We start from the raw sequence: 20131 nt of genomic DNA on the forward strand, positions 1-20131 counted from the left end.
AAAACAAAGGTGTTATCGTTCCGGCATAAACCATTTCCCACTCGCCGTCCCGGCTCCTCACCATGAAACCCCGCCAGATCCACACCCTGCACCGTCCGGCCGCCAAACCCAACGGCCAGCCCCCCTGCCTCTTCGTCCACGGCGGCTACATGGACAGCCGCTGCTGGGACGTCAATTTCCTGCCCCGCTTCAACGCCGCCGGCTACGACTGCGTCGCCCTCGATCTTTCCGGCCACGGCCAGAGCGAAGGCCGGGAACGGCTCGACCGCTTCGGCCTGGATGACTACGCTGACGACGTGCTGCAGGTGATGGCCAAGCTGCCCCGACCTCCCATCCTCATCGGCCATTCCATGGGCTGCGCCGTCATCGAGCGGGTGCTCGAATGCCAGGGTGCCCCGGTCGCCGTGCTGCTGGCCCCGGTACCCACTTCCGGCACCCAGGGTTCCATCATGAGCCTGGCCCTCAAACATCCGGATTTCTTCGCCAAGATTCCCGCCATCAGCCAGGGCGAGATGGACGAAGCCAGCCTGCTCCTGATGCGGGACATCTACTTTTCCCCCGACATGCCGCCCGAAGGCCTGCTGCAGTTTGCCCACCTGATCCAGCCCGAATCCGCCGAAGCCGCCGCCGACATGGCCGGCCTCGGCTACCGCAGCTACCGCTCCCGGCCCGAACTGCCGGTACTGGTCATGGGCGGCCAGTTCGACGCCGTCTTCCCGCCCTCCAGCATCGGCTTCACCGCCCTGCGCTGGAACGGCGACTTCAAGATCATCCCCCACTGCGGCCACATGCTCATGCTCGACCATCCCTGGCCCAAGGCCGCGGCGGAAATTTTGCAGTGGCTGGAGACGCGCTAAGGTCGCCCTCCTCCACCGTCAAAATCTCAGCACTGGGGCGCCAACGAGGGCAGCAGGTCGGCCAGGGGCTGGCCCCAGTCCCTGGCGGCCTCCAGGGCCTGCTTGTAAGGGGCCGTGGATTCGAAGCCTTCCGGCTGCTGCAAGCTGAGAATGCAGTAGAGGGCGATGTCCTTTCTCCGTACCAGGCCCCAGGCCCTGGCCTGGGCAATACGCTGCCGTATCAGGGAAAAAGCCGCGCAGGGCGTAAAGCCGGCCAACAGATCGGGATCGGCAGCATGGGACTGGACCATGACCACGCCCGGGAAAAGACTCTCCTCAAGCACCGCCATCTGTACGCCGTTCAAGCGCAGGGCCCAGGCCGTCACCCGCTTGGGAGCGGCAACCAGGCTGTGCAGGACACTGCAGGCATCGACGACAGCCCATTTCTCCACCGGCCCCATGAACGCCGACCGCTGCATGGGCTCCAACGACGGCATCAGAGCCGCCACCGCCTGCACTTTTTCGTAGGGAAAGACTACCGCAGCACCTTCCGTCAGAGCCAGGTTCCGTAGGAACCTGAGATGCCGAACCACCTCATCCGCCCCGGCAAAACTCAATAGAAAATGCAGGCCACCCCGGGTCAGCGCCCGCTCGGCCAGTTGCGACAAAACGGACGCCCCGTTCTCCACTTCGGCAAACAAAGGTCCCGCCGCATCCGCGCCACCACCGTCATCGCGGCTCAAGCGGATAACTGGCGCTTCATGCTGCACCAGGCCCTGCAACCAGGCCAGGCTCTGCGGATCGGCTGGGTCATCGTCCAGCAGTACATACAGCCGCGGCATTTCCAGTTGAGCCGAAATCATCTGCCCCTCAGCCGACAGCCAGGCCCGCAGGTGAGCAGCATCGTTCAGCGGAATTGAAATCGACTTACCCATGATGCAACCATCCATCCAACGTTTGACTTCGGGGACAGCCCCTATCCACGCAAGAGGCCTGCATCGCTGGTGAGGAAAAAATCATGGCCCAATCCTGACCCGGAGCATAAAGACGAATGACCAAGGAGAACTTAACTAATCCCCAGACGATGAAGACGATCACGCCGACCCGGAAGACCCGCCGCAGCAGAAGGCTGAGTACTTTCAAATCCGCTTCGCTATGAAATCTAGTCAAGCTTTATGGCCGCTCAAAATAATGGAGCACTCCACCTAAAAAGCTCCGGGACGGGGACGCAGGGTTTTGAGAATGCCGTCCCACAGAGCAAGGAATTCCTCCTTACCAACCTCGCCTTCTGCCTTGGCGGGAGGAAGTTCGCCGAAGGTGGGAGGGGGCGTTTCGGTGTCCACATCGAATTCCATGCGTACATGGATACCAAGCTCCCCTGGCAGAGGAGCCTGGATCGTTTCCTTCACGTAGTACCAATGGGCATCCATTGACGAGTTATATCGATTTTCAAATTTACTTTCGGTTGAGGTTGTAATCCATTCCTCCCCCCCCATGCTACCAATGGAAAGTTTTGCGTCTCGGACCATGCTGGCCTTGAAATCATTGGAATTGAAAAGAGCTAAATTCTGTTTAGGAGGGCGCCCGGATGGCATGTTAATGCGAAGTTCTATGGGTGGATTTGTCGGTAAGCGGAAGGCGAAATTAACCGACTCCCTTTCTTGAGGCGGTCCGGGGAAAAAGCTTCGCCCCCCACAGAATCCCTGGCGCGAAGGTAATTCGTCGTCTTGGCGTAGAATCATGTGCTGCATGGCCGTCTCTGTTTCATTTCTTACGATTCCCCCATAGAAGCGGTAGAGCACACTGCTACGCCATAGGTAACCTTCTGTGTCATAAAAATGCTGTAGCCCCTTGTCTCCCCCGGGCCATTCATCCTCATAATCGGAGCGATGGCGAAAAGTAAAAATCACTCCATCCTGTAAAAACTCGATGCGTTCAGAGGGTTTCTCAAACACTTCGTTGCCATCTTTTTTCAACTCTTTGAGCTCTTCCCAACGAATACGGATTTTTTCCAGAAATTGGGAGTAAGTGACAGGAGTGTCAGAAAAGAAATTGACGGCAGCCTTTCCGCCTGCCGAACTTTCCGCCCGGAACAGCACGCTGCCTTTGGGCAGGTCAATGAGATAACGGCCCACACAAAAGGTCTGCATTTCTTGCAAGGGGGGAATCATGGCGTGGTCTCGAATCGGGAAATGAATGCGAAAAAGGGCATAGGACTTGAAAATGGCCCAGGCGATGAAGAGGAACAGGCCTGCCCAGGCTACACGGCGCAAAGAGGGGGTCATGCAGGCTTCTCCGCTTTGCAGGCCAGGGAGATCAGGGAATAGAGGGTCACCGCCTGCACAGGCCCATCCTTGTAGCTTCCTTGATGCTCGAACCCCCGCATCTGGGCAAAGAAAGGCACATGGGTGCGGGGCGCCAGGCCAGAATGGGCGGGCACCGTGGCATCCCCGGCATCATCCTTGTCGCTCAACCAGGCACGGTAAAAGCTGCCCTGGGATTGGGCCGTCACGCCCACACCTCCCCGATTGACCCAGACACTGCCGGCACTCTGGGGATCGCGAATTTCGCAGCCACCTCGCATCAGGTCCGTGGAGATGACTGCATTGCGCTTGGCACACATACAGGCCATAAGCCCGTAAATTCCACGCTGACTTTGGGAAAAATCTTAGAATGGTCATCATGGCGCTTGCTGCTGCTCAAAACGCCCCGGGGCGGGGGCGCAGGGTAGGCGCCACCGTGTCCCAGAGAGTGATGGATTCCGCCTCGTTGAATGGTTTGCTGGATAGCGGTTTGCGGACGGCCACCTCTTCCAGAGTCAGCGCGGGCCCAGGAGCCTCTACTCCCGAGACAAAATCAAGGACCAACACGGGGGTTTGAGCAGAACCAGCTTTGGCGTTCGCTTCCAGGGTGAAATCCAAAAGCATCAGATCGGATTCTTCCGATTTACGTGTCAGCAACCATTCCTGGGCAGAGGGAATGGGGCCGGTGACCTTGCCCTTTCGCAGCGTTCGGCCTGAGGCTTGTTTCAGCGCCTTTTCAATGGCGGGGCCTCTGTCCAAGAGTTCAGTTTCTTGCACGAGGTCACTCAATGAATGGAATGAGAAGTAAGCATCCTTGGACTGGCTCAGGTGGTAATGCAGATCGATTTGTTCATGATCCGTCGCAGGGCCACGCAGGAAGCCATTGGGGAAACAAACGCCCGGACCGCTGGGAACTTCCGTATCTTTGCGGCCTTGAAGGCGGTTGTAGACGTCCAGCAGATGAGCAAGTTTTTGGGGGACATCATTAGGTGAGCTTTTAGCCCAAGGCTCATTTTCATAAGCAGTCCCGGTACTATCTTTCGCCCGGATTGTGGCTGACAGTAAGTAACCATCTTTCCAAGCCATTAGTTCCAGCACCCGCGCAACATCAGCGGCACCTGATTGATATGCACGATTAAAAATTTTCCCAATGTCCCCCGGTGGAAGCATTTCGTATTTTTTCAGGAAGGGATTGGACGGCTCACCATCCATATGTGTGGCTTTCAACTCATGATCCCGCCGCTCCAGAAGAAGCTGAAAATCCACTTTATGCATCGGCTTGATCTTGAGTATCTCCACGTCTTCCAGCTTCGTCGTAGAAATTTCATTGAGCACAAACGTCTCTGGCAAATCGATCAGGTAACGTCCGATGCAGCGTGTCGTCATCGTTGCGGTCAGTTGGTTCATGCGTTGGGTTTCTTCGAGCGTCATGGGGGTCATCTCGGGAGCGCAGGCGGTCGTTACGCCGAGCAGGAGCAAGAGGGGTAGAAAGGGTTTCATTGGTCGTAACGCAGGCTGGTCTGTTGTACCGCTTGGGAAATTTTGACGATGGCCCGCAGGGTGAAGCGACAGGCCCGTAGGTTGTCGGCGCCTTCCCCGTGCCGGTAGGCCGGTTCATGTTCCACGTTGACCTGGAGCAGGCTTGTGCAATGGGCGCGCGGAGCAATGCCCGAACGGTGTGGCACCGTACCGTCCCCAACCTCGTCGGGCTTGCTGATCGTGTAGGTCTGATGCTCGGCCTTTAGCCACCCCTGATCCTTGAGGGGAGCTGCCACGGTGCGGGACTCATTGATTTCGCGTTCATCCAGTGCTCGGGCGTTCGGCACATCGGCCTCCCGCTCCCCGCGCAGCCAACTCCCCCCATCCCCTTTCCATGTCACCGTGCCATAGGCTCGGTGGGCCTCGCTACTGCCAAAGAAAGCATGGGTATTAGGGTGGTATTTGCCTTGAATTTTTTTGTGGAACGGTGCGACCTCATAATTGATGAGATTAGTAAAAGTTGTCCAATCCTTATCGATCTGCACCTGCCGCTTCTTCAGTTCTCTTTCCGTATTGAGCGGGTTAATTAAGTGCTCTTCGCACATGCTCCACCACTTGCCCCGCACGGTATAAATCTCGCCGTAGGGATTGCCTTGCTGCGGCAGGTTGTACTCCTTCGCGCCATCCTTGATCTTGAGCCAGCCGTTGCCGTATTCCGCTGTCGGCAGCAATTGCATGGGGCCGGGAGCGCTGGACAGGACCGCCGTCATTTCGGCAGCGTCATTACCCAGTACCGATGCTGCCACGGCCCCGGCGGCGTTGTACCAGGCCGTCGAATCCTCGGTACCTGCCTTGAAGCGCCGATAGACGGCTGCGGCGCCGATGGCGGGCATGACCCCGTGAACGATGCCGAAGATATCCTTGTTGCGACCGAGCACTTCGGAGCAATGCCGTGCCACCAGCCCACCCATGGAATGGGTGACGACGATGACCTTTTCGCATTTCTTGCCTTCGGCCCGGTAGCGCTTGACGATTTCATCGATCCTCCCGGACAGCCGCTTGGCGCTGTTGGCATTACTGTCCAGCCAGTTATAGCCGCAGGCGTAAACGGGGAAGCGGTAGCGGTAGCTGAGGCCGATTTCATCCTTACTCGGTTTGGCCTCGCCGACCATGGCCCCCAAGTCTAGGTTCAGCAGCCGCAGGCGCTCGCCGTCCTCGTGGTTATCGAAGTCGTTGAGGGCAGTTTCCAGCCAGACCAGGAAAGTGCTGTAGCTCATGGCACCGACTTCTCCCCAGCCGCGCCGCCGCAATTCCTCAGCAGGCAGGGGCAGATCGGCGGGAACCTCTCCGTCGTTATCGACGTCCATCACGGCTGGATTCAGGTAACGCTTACGAAAGGCAGCATCCCGCGTCGGGGATGCCCAAGGAAGGGCAGATTTGGCGCTATCCATACGCCATTTCACGGCTTTATCCTTCTTACCCCCTTTCTCGATCAGATTACTGCCCATCACGCCAGGCACAAAAATCACCGGAATGATCCGGTCCGGCACCATGAGGCAAACCCCGATGGAATCATCGGGACGGGTCAGGATAGACTTCCAGTTTGGATTACCACGATTGTCGTAATAAACGGGAATACGACGCGCAGTTACTGCCCCCATTGCTCAGTCCTCAGGAAGTAGTTTGAGATTGATGCCTTCAATAAAAAGACTCTTTTGTAAGCCGGCTTTTCCTTCGCCATCGGTCTTTCCACGAATTTTTGAGCCATCGTCACGCAGAATCTCAAAGCGACGGTTCTTGACGGGTTGGTTATCGAAGGGCCAACGCAGAACCAACTCCTCATCAAAATTCCCCTGTGGCCAAGTATTCATGGCTCGGGACAGGCTCGTCGGCCCCTCGATCTTGTAATCCCCCGCTTTGAAACTGGCCGTGGCCGGGCAGTGGATGTCGATGTTGCCGCCGGCGATCTTGATGTAGGCGCCGCCGCAGGCGAAGGTGATGTGTTCCTTGGCGTTGGCGAAGATGCGGTCGTCGCTGGAGATGACCGTCAGGCTGTCGTCGCCGGTGATCTCGATGCTGTCGCTCTGGGCCTGCATCTCCACCTTCCCCCTGGCGGCATAGAGCTTGATGGCGGTCTTGTCCTTGACGCCCTGGACGAAGAGGGAGATGGACTGGCCGACGTTGTGGATCCAGCGTCGGGCTGTGCTCTGGTTGGTGTCCCGGGCGGAGACCTGGTCGAAGTTCTGCCCCGTGGCAAAGGTGGCGGACTGGGGCGTGGTGATGCCGATCCCGGCCACGGCGCTGGCGACGAGGATGGGCTGTTGCCCGGCTTCGTCCGGCTGTTCCTTGGCGCCGCCCTTGTGCTCCGGATCGGTGTTGCTGCCCTTCTCCCAGGCCGCCAGGGCCTGCTTCAGGTGCCATTGGGTGCCCTTGGCCTTGGCCTTGCCTTCGGCATCCTGGCGCTCTTTTCCGGTCTCGGTCTTGTCGGCGTTCTGCTGGGCGGCGCTGTCGGCCAGGCTCTGGGCCAGGGCGAAGGCGGCATCGAGCTGGCCCTGGGCCCCTTCCCGGTCCAGCTGTTTGCCGCTGGCCCCGGCCTTGGCTTCGGTACTGAGGAGCAGCCCCTGGGCGGCCCGGATGGCCCCGGCCTTGTCGGTGCGCTGTTCGAAGCCTTCGCCCCGGGGCTGGCCTTTGCCTTCGCTCCGGGGGTGGATCAGGTAGCCCTGGTTGTGCTGGGTCTTGCCGTGTTCGCTGGAGAGCTTGGCTCTCAGTTCGCCGGTGCTGTCGTCAAAGAGCAGTTCGTTGTAGCCGTTGCCCTTGTATTCCTTGCTCTTGATCCCGGCCAGCGTCCGGTTGGCGGGCAGGCTGCCGGCCCCGGAGTAGGTGGGGGGGCGGTGGCTACCGTTGTAGAGCCCGGCCATGACCACGGGCCGGTCGATGTCGCCTTCGAGGAATTCCACCAGGACTTCCTGGCCGATCCGGGGCAGGTACTGGTGGCCCCAGTTGGCGCCGCCCCAGGGCACGGCGACCCGGATCCAGCAGGAGGAGCGGTCGTCCAGGGCGGCACCGCCGTCGGGGTGGTCCTGTTCCCGGGCCCAGTGGAACTGGATCTTGATGCGCCCCAGGTCGTCGGTATGGATCTCTTCGCCCTGGGGGCCGACCACGGTGGCGGTCTGGGGTCCTTTGGCGGTGGGCTTCTGATAGGGGGCGTAGTCGGGGGCGATGGGGGTGTCCCGGCGGACGGCGGTGAAGGTGTTGCGGTAGGGCTGCTCACCGGTGGCGCCGGCGGCATCGCTGGCTGTGCCGCGCTGGCCGGCGGCGCTGGCCAGGAGGCCGGGCAGGCCGTCCGTCAGGTCGCCGGGCAGGTTGTTCCTGGCGTGCCAGTTCAGGTGGCGGACGAGGAAGCGGCGGCTGTCGTCGTCTTCGCCTTCGTGGCGGGGGTGGTCTTCGAGCTGGAACCATTGCCCGGCGGTGAGGCCCCGGACGCTGCTCTGGCCCTGGTAGTCCTTGGCGGCCCGGTCCCGGCTGTCCTGCCGCAGCTGGGTGTAGCGGGAGAGGTCGTCGTTGTCGGCGCCGTAGTAGTGGGCCTGGGGATCGTAGGCTTCGAGCCGGCTTTCGACCTGGCCCCCTTGTTCGCCCTGGTCGGTGGTGCCGGGGGCGTCGGCCTGCAGGGGGGTGACGGGTTTGTAGTCCCAGGCGAGGAGCTGGCTCTTGCCTGAGCGCAGGCGCCGGGCGGTGTCCCAGGCGGTGAGGCTGTCGGCCTCTTCGCTGGCGTCGGCCCGGTGGAAGCGGATCTTCTCCTGCTGGACCGGGGTGGGCTCGTAGGGGTCGTCGAAGAGGACCAGGGTGTGCAGGGGGGTGGCGTCGTCGTGGTGCTGGCCGCTGCTGTCCTCTTCCTGGAATTCGTAGCGGGTGGCGATGCCTTCTTCGGCCAGGAGGCGGCGGATGAAGTCGCGGTCGGATTCCCGGTATTGCAGGCAGTAGGAGCGCTGGGGGTAGTCCTTGGCCAGGCGGTTCTGCCAGCGGCAGGCGGCAGCCCAGGGGCCGCCGGCGTCCCGGTGTTCGGACAGGAGGGTGTGCACGATCTCGGGAACGCTCTTGTCCTGGAAGACCCGGCTGTTGGTGCGGTGGGTGAGCAGGGCAAGGCCGGGGACGATGACCAGGGCGAAGCGGGAGAAGCCGCCGTCGGCGCCTTCATGGCGGGCTTCGGCGATGAGGCCGGAGATGGTCTTGTGGCCGCCGTCGGCCAGCAGCAGGTTGAGTTCGGCGATGCGGCCGATCAGTTGCTTGAGTTCCAGATGGGTGTCGGGGGAGAGGCACCCCACTTCCACCCGGTAGTCGCCGGAGACGGATTCTTCTCCCCTCGCTTCCACCGGCAGCAGCTCCTCCGAACCAACTCCCAGTACCCGGAGCTCCAGCAGCCTCGACTCTTGTACAAAGGCGCTGGCGTAGCTGGAAAGAAGGTCGGAGAGATTGTCCCGGGCGCTCATGGCGCAGCCCTCACTTGGAAAAGTGGGGGATGTTACGCCGCGATCAATGACAAAGAAATATTACAAAGGGCTATAAAAAGCCGATCCACCCCCAAGGTCATAGGTACAAGGGAATATGCTCCACTCGTCTTGCACGTTCGCTGATTTTCTACTAAAGTCGAAATTACTTAATATAAAACATTAATTTTTTACTGCATAACAGGATAGCTCATGGACACTCCACAACATCGCATTCGCCGCGCCTCCCGTCTGCTGCGGGTGGTTTCCCTGGCTGCCGCCCTGCTTCTGCCGGTGCTGGTGGCCTATCTCTGGGCCCATGTGGAACGCTGGGCCGACTGGGGCGTGACCTGGTCCGACGCCTTCCGCATCGCCGGGGTGGCGGCTGCCGATCTCAGCATGTCGCAGCGGTTGCTGGGCTATCTCACCGATCTGCCGGCCCTGGCGGCGGGCAGCTACGTCTTTTTCACCCTGGCCGGTATCTGCCGGCGCTACGGCAACGGCGAGCTGTTTTCCACCGCCGTGGCCCGCGCCTATCGTCGCTTCGCCCTGGGCATGCTGGCCTGGGCCGGCCTCAAGGTGCTGTCCCAGACCCTGCTGGTGCTGGCCCTGACCCTGGACCATCCGCCCGGCCAGCGCCTGCTTGCCATCGGCATCGGCAGCGACAGCCTGGCCATGGTCCTGGTGGGGCTGGCGGTGCATCTCCTGGGGCAGGTGATGGAGGAAGGTCGCCGCCTGCAGGAAGACAACGCCCTGATCCTGTGAGCAGCCATGGCGATCATTCTCAATCTGGACGTGATGTTGGCCCGGCGCAAGATGCGCTCCCGGGAGCTGGCCGAGGCCATCGGCATGACCGAGCAGAACCTGTCCCTGCTCAAGAGCGGCAAGGTCAAGGGGGTGCGCTTTTCCACCCTGGAGGCCATCTGCCGCCACCTGGCGTGCCAGCCGGGTGACCTGCTGGAATACCGGGCGGACGAGGGTGATGAGAGCCTCGGCTGAGTCCTGCCGCCGCCTCGGGGCCGGCCTCTGCCTGGGCCTGCTGCTGGGCGCCCTGTGGCCGGGCTCCAGCCGGGCCGGGGACGGGCCGCCGCGCCAGGTGCTGCTGGAGGATGGGGAGCCGGTGCGCATCGAGGCCCGTCCCCGCCAGACGGAAACCACCTACGGCCATCCCGGCGGCGAATCCCGGGTCGAGGTGCGCAGTGCCGGCGGCCGCTACTGCCTCACCAGCTACCGGGATAATCCCATCCTGGCCAATGTTTACGCCACTCCCGGGGGCGGCCAGCTGGCCGTGCCCACCAATTGCCCGCCTTGAGGCATGCCCTCTGGCAATGGCCGCCCCGCCTGCCTCGGCGGGAAGGGGGAAAGCACCTGTGACACTGTGTCACATTCCTTTAGTGATAGTCCTCCCCTAGCATCCGCCTCCGCTGACTGACCCATCAACGCCGCTCCGCGCCCCGGGGAAACGGCGTCCGGCCATCCCGGCCCGATGGGCACTTTCCCGGATAGGTGTTCCATGCTCCCTGCCCCCGTCGCCTGCTGCGGCCGTCCCTTGCCCCACCGCCTCGCGCCCGTTTCCCTCGCCGTGCTGATGATCTTTTCACCCCTGGCCCGGGCCCAGAGCGCCGACACTCCCCGGGTACTGGACGAGGTGGTGGTGCGGGACCAGGGCCTGCAGGACGACCTGGCCTTCGACAAGAAGGTGGTCACCGGCAGCCGCCTCGGCCTCAGCGTCAAGGAAACGCCGGCCGCCGTCACCGTCATCGACCGGGAAGCGATCGAGCGCCGCGGCGCCGACAACACCCAGGAAATCCTCAAGGGCGTGGCCGGCATGACCGCCTCCTCGGCCCCCGGCTCCCCCGGCGCCGTGTTCTATCGGGGCTTTTCCGGCGGCAGCGTGACCCAGCTGTTCAACGGCATCACGGTGCAGTACGACGCCATCGCCGCCCGCCCGGTGGATAGCTGGATCTATGACCGGGTGGAAGCCATCGGCGGCCCCTCCAGCTTCCTCTACGGTGCCGGCGCCATCGGCGGCTCCATCAATTACGTCACCAAGCTGGCCAACCGGGACGGCGACTTCACCGAGGCCAAGGCCCGCTACGGCAGCTACGACGCCACCCAGGTGGCCATCGGCACCAACCGCCGCCTCAACGACCACAACGTCATCCGCCTGGACGTGAACCGGGATTCGGCCCGGGGCTGGAGCACGGGCACCAAGCGGGAAGCCTGGCAGATGGCCGCCTCCCTGCTCACCGACCTGACCTCCAACCTGAGCCACACCCTGGCCGTGGAATACCAGAAGGAAACGGTGGACCGGCCCTACTGGGGCACGCCCCTGACGAAACCTTTTGACGGCAAGGTCCACATCGACGATGGCACCCGCTTCAAGAACTACAACGTCAGTGACGGCCTCTATGAGCAGACCGTCAAATGGTTCCGCTCCATCCTCGACTACAAGGTCAATGACCAGCTCAAGCTGCGCAACACCCTCTACCACTACGACGCCCTGCGGGACTACCGCAACGTGGAGACCTACGCCTTCAACGCCAGCAACACCCGGGTCAACCGCAGCGGCGGCCTGCTGCAGCGCCACGACCAGGATGTGAACGGCAACCGCTTCGAGTTCAACTGGGACAGCACCCTGGGCAGCCTGCCCACGGCCTGGGCCGGCGGCCTGGACTACAGCCTCAACAAGCAGACCCGCTACCCGGCCTCCACCGGCAACGCCGCCCTGGGCAACGTCGATCCCCTCACCTACGATCCGGGCACCTTCAACGGCGTCACCGGCCTGGCCAGCGACGTCTACCGGCCGGACCGCTCCAACCGGGTCACCACCCTGGCCCTGTTCCTGGAAAACCGCACCTTCCTGAGCAAGGACCTGTCCCTGCTGACTGGCCTGCGCCAGGACCACATCGACCTGGAAGTGACCAACTACCGCACCGTCACCGCCACCGACCCGGCCTATTTCAAGCGCACCTACACGCCCCTCACCGGCCGCGCCGCCCTCACCTACGACCTGACGCCCAACGCCAACGTCTATGTGCAGTACAGCACCGCCGCCGATCCCCCCGCCGGCATCCTGGCCACGGCCAGCTTCGCCCAGGTGCGCAACTTCGACCTGACCACCGGCAAGCAGCACGAGATCGGCAGCAAGTTCGCCTTCGCCGAAGGCCGGGGCCACGGCAGCGTCGCCTACTACGAGATCACCCGCAGGAACATCGCCGTGGCCGACCCCAACAACCCGGGCACCACCATCCCCGTGGGCCAGCAGTCCTCCCGGGGCATCGAGGTCAACGCCGCCTACCAGCTCACGCCCCGGCTCCAGGCCTCCGGCAATTTCTCGGTGGTGGATGCCCAGTACGATGACTTCACCGAAAAGGTGGGCAGCGTCGCCGTCTCCCGCCAGGGCAACCGGCCCAGCGGCATCCCGGCCCGGGTCACCAATCTCTGGCTGAGCTACAGCCCCAGCGCCGACTGGCGCGTCGGCGGCGACCTGCGCTACGTCTCGGACCGCTACGCCGACGCCGCCAACACCCTGAAGGCCGAGAGCTACGGCCTGCTGGGGGCCTTCGTACAGTACAAGCTGGACCGCAAGACCACCCTGACGGCCCGCATCAAGAACCTCACCGACAAGGTCTACGCCGAAAACATCTCCGGCACCAACATGGTCTATCTGGGCGCCCCGCGCACCCTGGACCTGTCGGTCCAGACCAGCTTCTGAGGCCCCACCGGCCCCCGCCCGGGGGCCGGCCCTTCCACCCAGCCGCCTGCCCTCCATGAAACGTCTGCTCTTCCTCGGCCACCGCTGGCTCGGCATCGTCCTCTGCCTGTTCATGGCCCTGTGGTTCCTCTCCGGCGTGGTCATGATGTACGTCGGCTACCCCAAACTGGGCACCGCCGAACGCCTGCAGACCCTGCCGCCCCTGGCCTCCGCCGGCTGCTGCGTCAATCTGGAGCAGGCCCTGGCCGCCCTCCCCGCCGGGGCCCGGCCCCGCAGCCTGCGCCTGACCAGCATCGGCGGCCGCCCCGTGTTCATCGCCGGGCTGGAGAAAAACCGCTTTGCCGCCATCGCCGGCCATGACGGCAAGGCGGTCGGCAACATCGGCGCCGAGGCCGCCCTGGCGGCGGCCCGGGCTTTCCTGCCCGGCCAGCCGGCCCGCTACCTGGAAGCCCTGCAGGAAGATGCCTGGACCCACTCCCGGGCCCTGGACGGCCACCGCCCCCTGCACGTGGTGGAAATGGACGGCAGCGACGACGGCCGGGGCCGCACCCTGCTCTACGTCTCCGCCAGCACCGGCGAGGTGGTGCGTGACGCCAGCGCCACCGAGCGCACCTGGAACTGGCTCGGCGCCTGGCTGCACTGGCTCTATCCCCTGCGCGGCGGCGCGCTGGACGGCTGGTGGACCGAGATCATCATCTACACCTCCCTCGCCGCCACCCTGCTGGCCCTGAGCGGCCTCGTGGTGGGCCTCCTGCGCTGGCGGCGGCGGCCCTACGCCAACGGCAGCCGCAGCCCCTACCGCAAGGCCATGCTGCGCTGGCACCACTGGCTGGGCCTCATCTTCGGCCTGCTCACCTTCACCTGGATCCTCAGCGGCCTGCTCTCGGTCAATCCGTGGAAGGTCTTCGACGCCGGCACCCCCAAGCCGGCCCCGGCCCGCCTGGAACTGGCCGCCGGCACGGACGCTCCCGGCATCGGCGAGGTGCTGCAACGCTTCCGCGCCGACGGGCTGGAGGCCCGGGAGCTGGAATGGCTGACCTTCGCCGGCACCACCTACGTCCAGGCCCGGGACGGCCAGGGCCACAGCCGGCTACTGCCCTGGCAGCGGCAGGGCGTGGTGCAGGCCGCCCTGGAGCCGGGCGTCCTCGAGGCAGGCGGGCGCCAGCTGCTGCCCCAGGCCGGGCTGGCGGCGACCCACCTGCAGACGGAATACGACTGGCACTACTACCAGCGCACCTACCACTCCATGACCGGCCATATGGAAAAGGCCCTGCCGGTACTGCGCCTGGAATTCGACGACCCGGCCCATACCTGGCTCTACCTGGACCCGCGCAACGGCGCCCTGGTGCAGCGCCTGGACGACCGCCTGCGCCTCAAGCGCTGGCTTTTCGCCCTCTTCCACAGCTGGGACTGGCTGCCCCTGCTGCAGCACCGGCCCCTGTGGGACATCCTGCTCATCGTCGCCAGCCTGGGAGGCTTCCTGGTCAGCCTCAGCGGCCTGGTGATCGGCCTGCGTCGCCTGGCCCGGCCCCGGGGCTGAGCCGCCGGCATCCTCTCCCCGGGCCGGGAATGCCCCAGAAATGGGCGTCTCCGGCCCGGTGTTGTATTCCTGCACCGGAAATGTGCCCGGCCCCGCCGGGGCGCCCCTCCTTTTCCGGGAAAAATTCCCATAAATCAGCGACAATCCGCTCCCCCGGATGGAAAGCACGGCTCTTGCTTCCATCCCCATCATCGCCCCCTAGGGAGTCTGGGACCATGACCACCGTCCGTCATCTGGAAATCGCCGCAGCCGCCGAGCCGCCGGCTGAAGGCACGCGCCGCCTCATCGACGGCCAGGAGCGGGTGTACTACGACGGCTACTGGATCAAGACCTACCCGGTCCCCGCCGACTCCCTGGACGCCAAGAAGCGCCTGATCGAGGCCCTCACCCGGCGCCTCTTCAACCACACCGAATACGGCCTCAACATTCCCGGCCACCGCCTGGCCGAAGCCCGGGCCGCCTACGCCGCCGAGCAGGACCCGGGCAAGAGCCGGGTCAAGGCCGCCATGCTGGCCGGCGCCCTCTTCAACCGGGCCACGGACATTTTCCGCAAGCTGGTGGAGCTGCAGGCCGAGGGCATCGAGGTGGGCTGCGACGACGCCCTGATGCGGGAATGCGGCCAGTACCTGATGGAAGCCATGGAGCTGGGCCGCTTCGTCCTGCACCGCAGCGGCGAGGAAGGCATCGACGAGCTGTGGGGCGAGCCCTTCCGCGCCTTCTCCATTCCCGTGGAAGACTTCTACGAAGGCCGCTACATCAAGATCGGCCAGACCCTGCGCGACATCGACCGCATCGCCGCGGCCATGATCGACACCATCGGCCAGGTGCCCCTCTTCGCCGGTGTCGCCGGCCCCATCCGGGACCTGGCCGCCGCCGCCAAGGTGAAGACCGAGACCCTGCGCACCGATCCGGAAATCTTCGACATCTGGTCCTCCCTGGTCACCGCCGGCGAGCGCCTGGCCAACTTCACCCCGGGGCCGCCCACCGGCACCCCCAGCCGCTGTCCGCCCCCTGCCGGCTCCCCGGTGCACAGCGTCTCCGACGGCCTGCACCTGCTGCGGGCTGGGCGGGACCTGGTGTTCTACATCACCCGGGCCCGCACCCCCATGCCCAAAAGCACCCGGGAATACATCGAGCGCTGCCAGACCTACCTGGCCATCGGCAGCGTGCCCTTCGCCCCGGTGCCGCTACCCGCCTGATCCCGCCTGATCCCGCCTGATCCGGGCAGGCGCCGCCGGCCTAGCGGCCCGCCGCCCCGGGGCCGGGTCCGCCCTCAGGGCTCGCCGTCCCCGTCGGAACCGGGGCCCTCTTCGGCCTCGCGCATGATCTGCTCCCAGGCCACGGCCATCAGCAGCACCAGCAGCATCACCAGCTCGGTGACGGCAAAACTCACCATCGAATCCGTGCCCAGGCCCAGCAGGGGCGGCATGACCAGGGCCCCGGTCCCAAAGAAATTGCTCCAGCGTGAGGTGTCCATGGTGCTACTCCCGACAAATGTCACTCCCTGATTGCTGCAGAGCACAAAACAGGCCACAACCCCGCCCTGCCACCCCGAGACGCCCTATCCACGGGCATCACCGGGCAGGCACCGCCGTCCGGCCCGGTCCCTGGACCTTCCCGGCCACCCCGTTTTCCCCCGCCCTTCGCCCCACATCGGTGCCATCCCTCCCCGCCCCGGCGGACCGTTGCAAATGAAACCTTGCCATTTGCCCGGTTACTGTATAAAAATACAGTCAACCGATTAGGAGACCGCCACCATGGTCAAGCTCACCCCGCGCCAGCAGGAAATCCTCGACTTCATCCGCAACCATGTGGAAACCCTGGGCGCCCCGCCGACCCGGGCCGAAATCGCCCGGGCCTTCGACTTCGCCTCCGCCAACGCCGCCGAAGACCACCTCAAGGCCCTGGCCAAGAAGGGCTCCATCGTCCTGGAACCGGGCTCGGCCCGGGGCATCCGCCTGGTGGAGCAGCTGGGCCTGCCCCTGGTAGGCAGCGTCGCCGCCGGCTCCCCCATCCTGGCCGTGGAAAACGTCCAGGGCCGCTACTCCGTGGCGCCGGACATGTTCAATCCCCGGGCCGACTTCCTGCTCAAGGTGCGGGGCCTCTCCATGCTCGGCGCCGGCATTCTCGACGGCGACCTGCTGGCGGTGCACCGGACCACCCAGGTGCGGGACGGCCAGATCGTGGTCGCCCGCATCGCCGACGAAGTCACGGTCAAGCGCTTCAAGCGCAACCTGGGGCGCATCGAACTGCTGGCGGAAAACCCGGATTACGGCCCAATTCTGGTGGACCCGAACCGGGACGATTTCGCCATCGAAGGCGTGGCCGTGGGCCTCATCCGCGGCGGTTTTTCCGGCAGTCTCAGTTGACCCCGACTGATCCCCGCTGACCAGCCACTTGCGAAGGAGCCGTCCATGACCATTCCCCGCCTCACCACCCTGACCCTGGGCGTGGACGACCTCTCCCGGGCCACCGCCTTCTACCGCCACGTCTTCGGCCTGCTGCCCCGGGACGACTACGAAGGCATCGCCTTCTTCCAGCTGCCCGGCACCTGGCTCATCGTCTATCCCAAGGACAAGCTGGCCGAAGACATCGGTCCCGACACGGCCCTGGCCGGCCCTGGCTTCAACGGCATCACCCTGGGCTACAACGCCCGCAGCCGGGACGAAGTGGATACCGTATTCGCCCAGGCCAAGGTCGCCGGCGCCCGCATCGCCAAGATGCCCCAGGAAACCTTCTGGGGCGGCTACAGCGGCTATTTTCAGGACCCGGACGGCTACTACTGGGAAGTGGTGTGGGGCCCCATGTTCGACCACGCCCCCGACGGCAGCCTGCTGTTCCGGGAGGGTTGAGCCGGGCAATCCGCCACTGCGGAAGCGCAGCCGAGTCTGCCGGCAGATCCGCGGCGCTCCCGCCCGGTCTTCCCCCGCCTGCCGCTGCGCCGCCCGCGATGCCATCCGCTCCACCCTGACGCCCTAACCCGCCTTTTTTCCAGGCAAGCACAGGCCGCCCTGCCGGGCACGGCCCCGCCCCGGCTGTCGCCGTTTTTTGCCGACAAGCCGGCCGCCGCCAGAGACGAAGGCCCGTCACAAACCCTTTTGCCGCCCTGACCCGCAGCACCGACAAAGCCGTTACCCCCGATCCGGCAAACGCCCCAGCCACCCGACCAAGCCGCCCGACAACAGCAGACACCAGCCAACGACAACCTCGCCGCACCCCAGCCGCCGATCGCTCAAGCCCGCCACCACGCCCACGACTACACCCGCAACCAACCCGCAACCAACCCGCAACCAACCCCTACCAACCCCTACCAATCCACCTCCTGCGCCGACCATGTCCGCCCTGCCTTCTTCCCCCGCCCCCGTCACCCTGGCCGATCTCCTGGCCCGGCCCGACGTCTGGCGCGGTGACGCCCTGGCCCGGGTGAAGGCCCCCGGTCTGGCCACGGGCTACCCGGAGCTGGACCGGGAACTGCCCGGCGGCGGCTGGCCGCGCCAGGCCCTGAGCGAATTCCTGGCGCCGCCGGAGGCCGGCGTCGCCGGCCTGCTGGCCCCGTCCCTGGCCGCTCTCGCCGGACCCCTGCTGCTGGTGGCGCCGCCCTGGCCCCTGCACGCCGCCGGCTGGGCCGCCGCCGGCCTGCCCGGCCAGCGCCTGCTGGTGGTGGAGGCCCGGGGCCAGGATGCCGCCTGGGCCTGCGAAACGGCCCTGGAAGAAGGCGGCTTTGCCGCCGTCCTGGCCTGGCTGCCGGACATCGACGCCCGGGGCCTGCGCCGCCTGCAGCTGGCCGCCGAAAGCTTCAGCGGCCCCGCCTGCCTGGTGCGTCCCCCGGCCCGGCTGCGGGAATCCTCCCCCGCCCCCCTGCGCCTGACCGTGGAATGCCGGCCCCAGGGCCTGCTGGTGCAGATCGTCAAACGCCGGGGCGGCGGCCTGCCCCCGCCCCTCACCCTGGTGCCGCGCCTGGCCGTGGCCCGCCTTCAGGAACGCGACCGTGCTCTGGCTCGCCCTGCGCTTTCCCCTGCTGCCCCTGGACGCCCTGGCGCCCCCGCCCGACGCCCCGTCCACGCCTAGGGCCGCCGCCAGCCAGGGACGGGTGGTAGCCGCCAACGGTGCCGCCCGGCAACTGGGGGTGGCGCCGGGCATGGGCCTGGCCTCGGCCTGGGGCCTGGCGCCCGAGCTCAAGGTGACGGAGCGGGACGGCGCCGCCGAAACCCGGGCCCTGGCCGGTCTGGCCTGCTGGGGCGGCAACTTCACCCCCCAGGTCAGCCTGGACCAGCCCGCCGGCCTGCTGCTGGAAATCGGCGGCTGCCTGCGCCTCTTCGGCGGCCTCCCGGCCCTGCTGCAACAGGCCGTGGACGGCGCCCTGGCCCAGGGTTACAGCCTCGCCGCCGCCTGCGCTCCGACGCCCCTGGCCGCCCGCTGGCTGGCCAACGGCGCCCCCTGGCTGGAGCCCGCCGCCGACGGCCCCCGGCCGGCAACCGCACCCCTCCTGGCCGAAAACGGCGGCCCCCTGCCGGTGTGCACCGACCCGGCCCGCCTGGGGGCCGCCCTGGCGCCCCTGTCCCTGGACTGCCTGGAACTGCCCCGACAGCAGCGGCAGCGCCTGGAAAACTTCGGCGCCCGCCGCCTCGGCGACCTGCTGGCCCTGCCCCGGGCCGGCCTCAACCGGCGCCTGGGCCTGCAACTGGCCGCCGACCTGGCCCGGGCCCTGGGCGAAGTGCCCGACCCCCGGCCCCGCTTTCCCTTTCCCGACACCTTCCGCCAGGGCCTGGAACTGCCGGCCCGGGTGGACGACGCCCCCGCCCTCAACTTCGCCGCCCGCCGCCTGCTGCAACAGTTGCAGGGCTGGCTCGCCAGCCGGGGCGCCGGCGTCGGCCGCTGCACCCTGGAACTGCAGCACGAGAAATACGCCGGCAGCACCCGCCGCGGCCTGCCGCCGACCCGGCTGGTGCTGGGCTTCGCCGGCCTCACCCGGGACGGGGAGCGGCTGCAGCGGGTCCTGAGCGAACGCCTGGGCCGCCTCGCCCTGGCGGCGCCGGTGGACGCCCTTACCCTGATCGCCGACCAGGTGGAGGAACTGCCGGGCAGCGACCGCCAGCTCCCCGGCCAGGCACCGCCGGAAGAAGAAGGCAGCGACCCGGCCCGCACCGCCGTGGCCCTGGAACGCATCAAGGCCCGCCTGGGGGAGGACAAGGTCTACAGCCTGGCCGCCGTGCCGGACCACCGCCCCGAGCAAGCCACCCGGCGCTGCGCCCCGAACCTCGATCTCCAGGGCATCATGGCCAGGGCCCAGGACCCGAGCCACTCTCAGGCCATGGCAGGCCAGGGGCCGCGCCCCCTCTGGCTCCTGGCCCACCCCCAGGCCCTGGGCGAGACCCAGGGCCGCCCCCGGCACGGCGGCCCCCTGCAACTCCTGGCCGGGCCGGAACGCATCGAAAGCGGCTGGTGGGATGAAGGGGAAAGTGCCGACGGCCTTCCCGCCCCCGGCGACCTGCGCCGCGACTACTTCGTCGCCCGCAACCCGGCCGGCGAATGGCTGTGGGTGTTCCGGGACGAAAGCGGCTGGTTCCTCCACGGCAGGTTCGCATGAGCCGGCACCATCACGGGCGGCTCCCGGCCCAGGACGACGCAAGCCGTACCGCCGGCGGCCTTCCAGCCAGCCTCCCGGCCAGCCTGTCTCCGGCAACCGCCCGAGGGAACGACAGCCCCCGGCGCCCCGGCCGCCTGCCGCCTTCCAGCTGGCCTCTTTCCAACCGGGCACTTCCTCGCCCGGC

At 65.8% G+C, this 20131-nt stretch carries 18 protein-coding genes; 11 read left to right on the forward strand and 7 right to left on the reverse strand.

Annotated elements, in window-relative coordinates:
* The first annotated feature begins 62 nt into the window (after positions 1-62).
* Positions 63-857, forward strand: coding sequence for an alpha/beta fold hydrolase (locus AZSP09_RS04605; RefSeq protein WP_152089319.1), 795 nt, complete (start codon positions 63-65; stop codon positions 855-857).
* A 26-nt stretch (positions 858-883) separates the two neighbouring features.
* On the opposite strand, the gene AZSP09_RS04610 is transcribed toward AZSP09_RS04605, so the two are convergent.
* The 6 genes from AZSP09_RS04610 to AZSP09_RS04635 all read right to left on the reverse strand — a co-directional run bounded on the left by AZSP09_RS04610 (position 884) and on the right by AZSP09_RS04635 (position 9105).
* Positions 884-1771 (reverse strand): DUF4123 domain-containing protein, encoded by an 888-nt coding sequence (locus AZSP09_RS04610; RefSeq protein ID WP_172974695.1) that lies wholly within the window; start codon positions 1769-1771, stop codon positions 884-886.
* 270 nt (positions 1772-2041) lie between these two features.
* A complete protein-coding gene (locus AZSP09_RS04615; protein ID WP_152089321.1) occupies positions 2042-3121 on the reverse strand; it encodes a T6SS immunity protein Tli4 family protein in 1080 nt (359 codons plus the stop codon).
* Entirely contained in the window at positions 3118-3459 is a 342-nt protein-coding gene (locus AZSP09_RS04620; protein ID WP_152089322.1) for a hypothetical protein, read from the reverse strand. The genes AZSP09_RS04615 and AZSP09_RS04620 overlap by 4 nt, the downstream gene beginning before the upstream one ends.
* A 76-nt stretch (positions 3460-3535) precedes the next feature.
* A complete protein-coding gene (locus tag AZSP09_RS04625; protein WP_232058851.1) occupies positions 3536-4570 on the reverse strand; it encodes a T6SS immunity protein Tli4 family protein in 1035 nt (344 codons plus the stop codon).
* Between the two features lie 65 nt (positions 4571-4635).
* Positions 4636-6279, reverse strand: a complete 1644-nt coding sequence (locus tag AZSP09_RS04630) for an esterase/lipase family protein (RefSeq protein WP_152089323.1) — start codon at positions 6277-6279, stop codon at positions 4636-4638.
* Positions 6280-6282: 3 nt separating this feature from the next.
* Positions 6283-9105: a type VI secretion system Vgr family protein gene (locus AZSP09_RS04635; RefSeq protein WP_152089324.1), complete on the reverse strand. Its 2823-nt coding sequence runs from the start codon at positions 9103-9105 to the stop codon at positions 6283-6285.
* A 210-nt stretch (positions 9106-9315) separates the two neighbouring features.
* Between AZSP09_RS04635 and AZSP09_RS04640 the strand changes: the two genes are divergently transcribed.
* The 6 genes from AZSP09_RS04640 (at position 9316) to AZSP09_RS04665 (ending at position 15559) form a co-directional block, all read left to right on the forward strand.
* A complete protein-coding gene (locus AZSP09_RS04640) occupies positions 9316-9867 on the forward strand; it encodes a DUF2975 domain-containing protein (RefSeq protein WP_152089325.1) in 552 nt (183 codons plus the stop codon).
* A gap of 6 nt (positions 9868-9873) precedes the next feature.
* Positions 9874-10101 carry a helix-turn-helix domain-containing protein gene (locus tag AZSP09_RS04645; protein WP_014237332.1) on the forward strand — a complete coding sequence of 76 codons (228 nt, stop codon included), beginning with the start codon at positions 9874-9876 and terminating at the stop codon, positions 10099-10101.
* Complete coding sequence (locus AZSP09_RS04650; RefSeq protein ID WP_014237331.1) at positions 10085-10414, forward strand: hypothetical protein; 330 nt, start codon at positions 10085-10087, stop codon at positions 10412-10414. Before AZSP09_RS04645 ends, AZSP09_RS04650 begins: the two co-directional genes overlap by 17 nt.
* 201 nt (positions 10415-10615) lie before the next feature.
* A complete protein-coding gene (locus AZSP09_RS04655; RefSeq protein ID WP_152089326.1) occupies positions 10616-12820 on the forward strand; it encodes a TonB-dependent receptor in 2205 nt (734 codons plus the stop codon).
* 55 nt (positions 12821-12875) lie between these two features.
* The gene (locus AZSP09_RS04660) at positions 12876-14360 is read left to right on the forward strand and encodes a PepSY-associated TM helix domain-containing protein (RefSeq protein WP_152089327.1); all 1485 of its coding nucleotides are present in this window, start codon (positions 12876-12878) and stop codon (positions 14358-14360) included.
* Positions 14361-14575: 215 nt separating this feature from the next.
* The gene (locus AZSP09_RS04665) at positions 14576-15559 is read left to right on the forward strand and encodes a hypothetical protein (protein ID WP_130458369.1); all 984 of its coding nucleotides are present in this window, start codon (positions 14576-14578) and stop codon (positions 15557-15559) included.
* Positions 15560-15633: 74 nt separating this feature from the next.
* On the opposite strand, the gene AZSP09_RS04670 is transcribed toward AZSP09_RS04665, so the two are convergent.
* Positions 15634-15837, reverse strand: coding sequence for a hypothetical protein (locus AZSP09_RS04670; RefSeq protein WP_014237327.1), 204 nt, complete (start codon positions 15835-15837; stop codon positions 15634-15636).
* Between the two features lie 280 nt (positions 15838-16117).
* Between AZSP09_RS04670 and lexA the strand changes: the two genes are divergently transcribed.
* The 4 genes from lexA (at position 16118) to AZSP09_RS04690 (ending at position 19947) form a co-directional block, all read left to right on the forward strand.
* Positions 16118-16729 (forward strand): transcriptional repressor LexA, encoded by a 612-nt coding sequence (lexA, locus tag AZSP09_RS04675; protein WP_014237326.1) that lies wholly within the window; start codon positions 16118-16120, stop codon positions 16727-16729.
* 45 nt (positions 16730-16774) lie between these two features.
* Entirely contained in the window at positions 16775-17212 is a 438-nt protein-coding gene (locus AZSP09_RS04680) for a VOC family protein (protein WP_152089328.1), read from the forward strand.
* A 481-nt stretch (positions 17213-17693) separates the two neighbouring features.
* Positions 17694-18428, forward strand: a complete 735-nt coding sequence (gene imuA / locus AZSP09_RS04685; RefSeq protein ID WP_152089329.1) for a translesion DNA synthesis-associated protein ImuA — start codon at positions 17694-17696, stop codon at positions 18426-18428.
* The gene (locus AZSP09_RS04690; protein ID WP_152089330.1) at positions 18349-19947 is read left to right on the forward strand and encodes a Y-family DNA polymerase; all 1599 of its coding nucleotides are present in this window, start codon (positions 18349-18351) and stop codon (positions 19945-19947) included. The genes imuA and AZSP09_RS04690 overlap by 80 nt, the downstream gene beginning before the upstream one ends.
* Positions 19948-20131: the final 184 nt, after the last annotated feature.

The organism is Azospira sp. I09 (genome assembly GCF_009177135.1).
Classification (GTDB): domain Bacteria; phylum Pseudomonadota; class Gammaproteobacteria; order Burkholderiales; family Rhodocyclaceae; genus Azospira; species Azospira oryzae.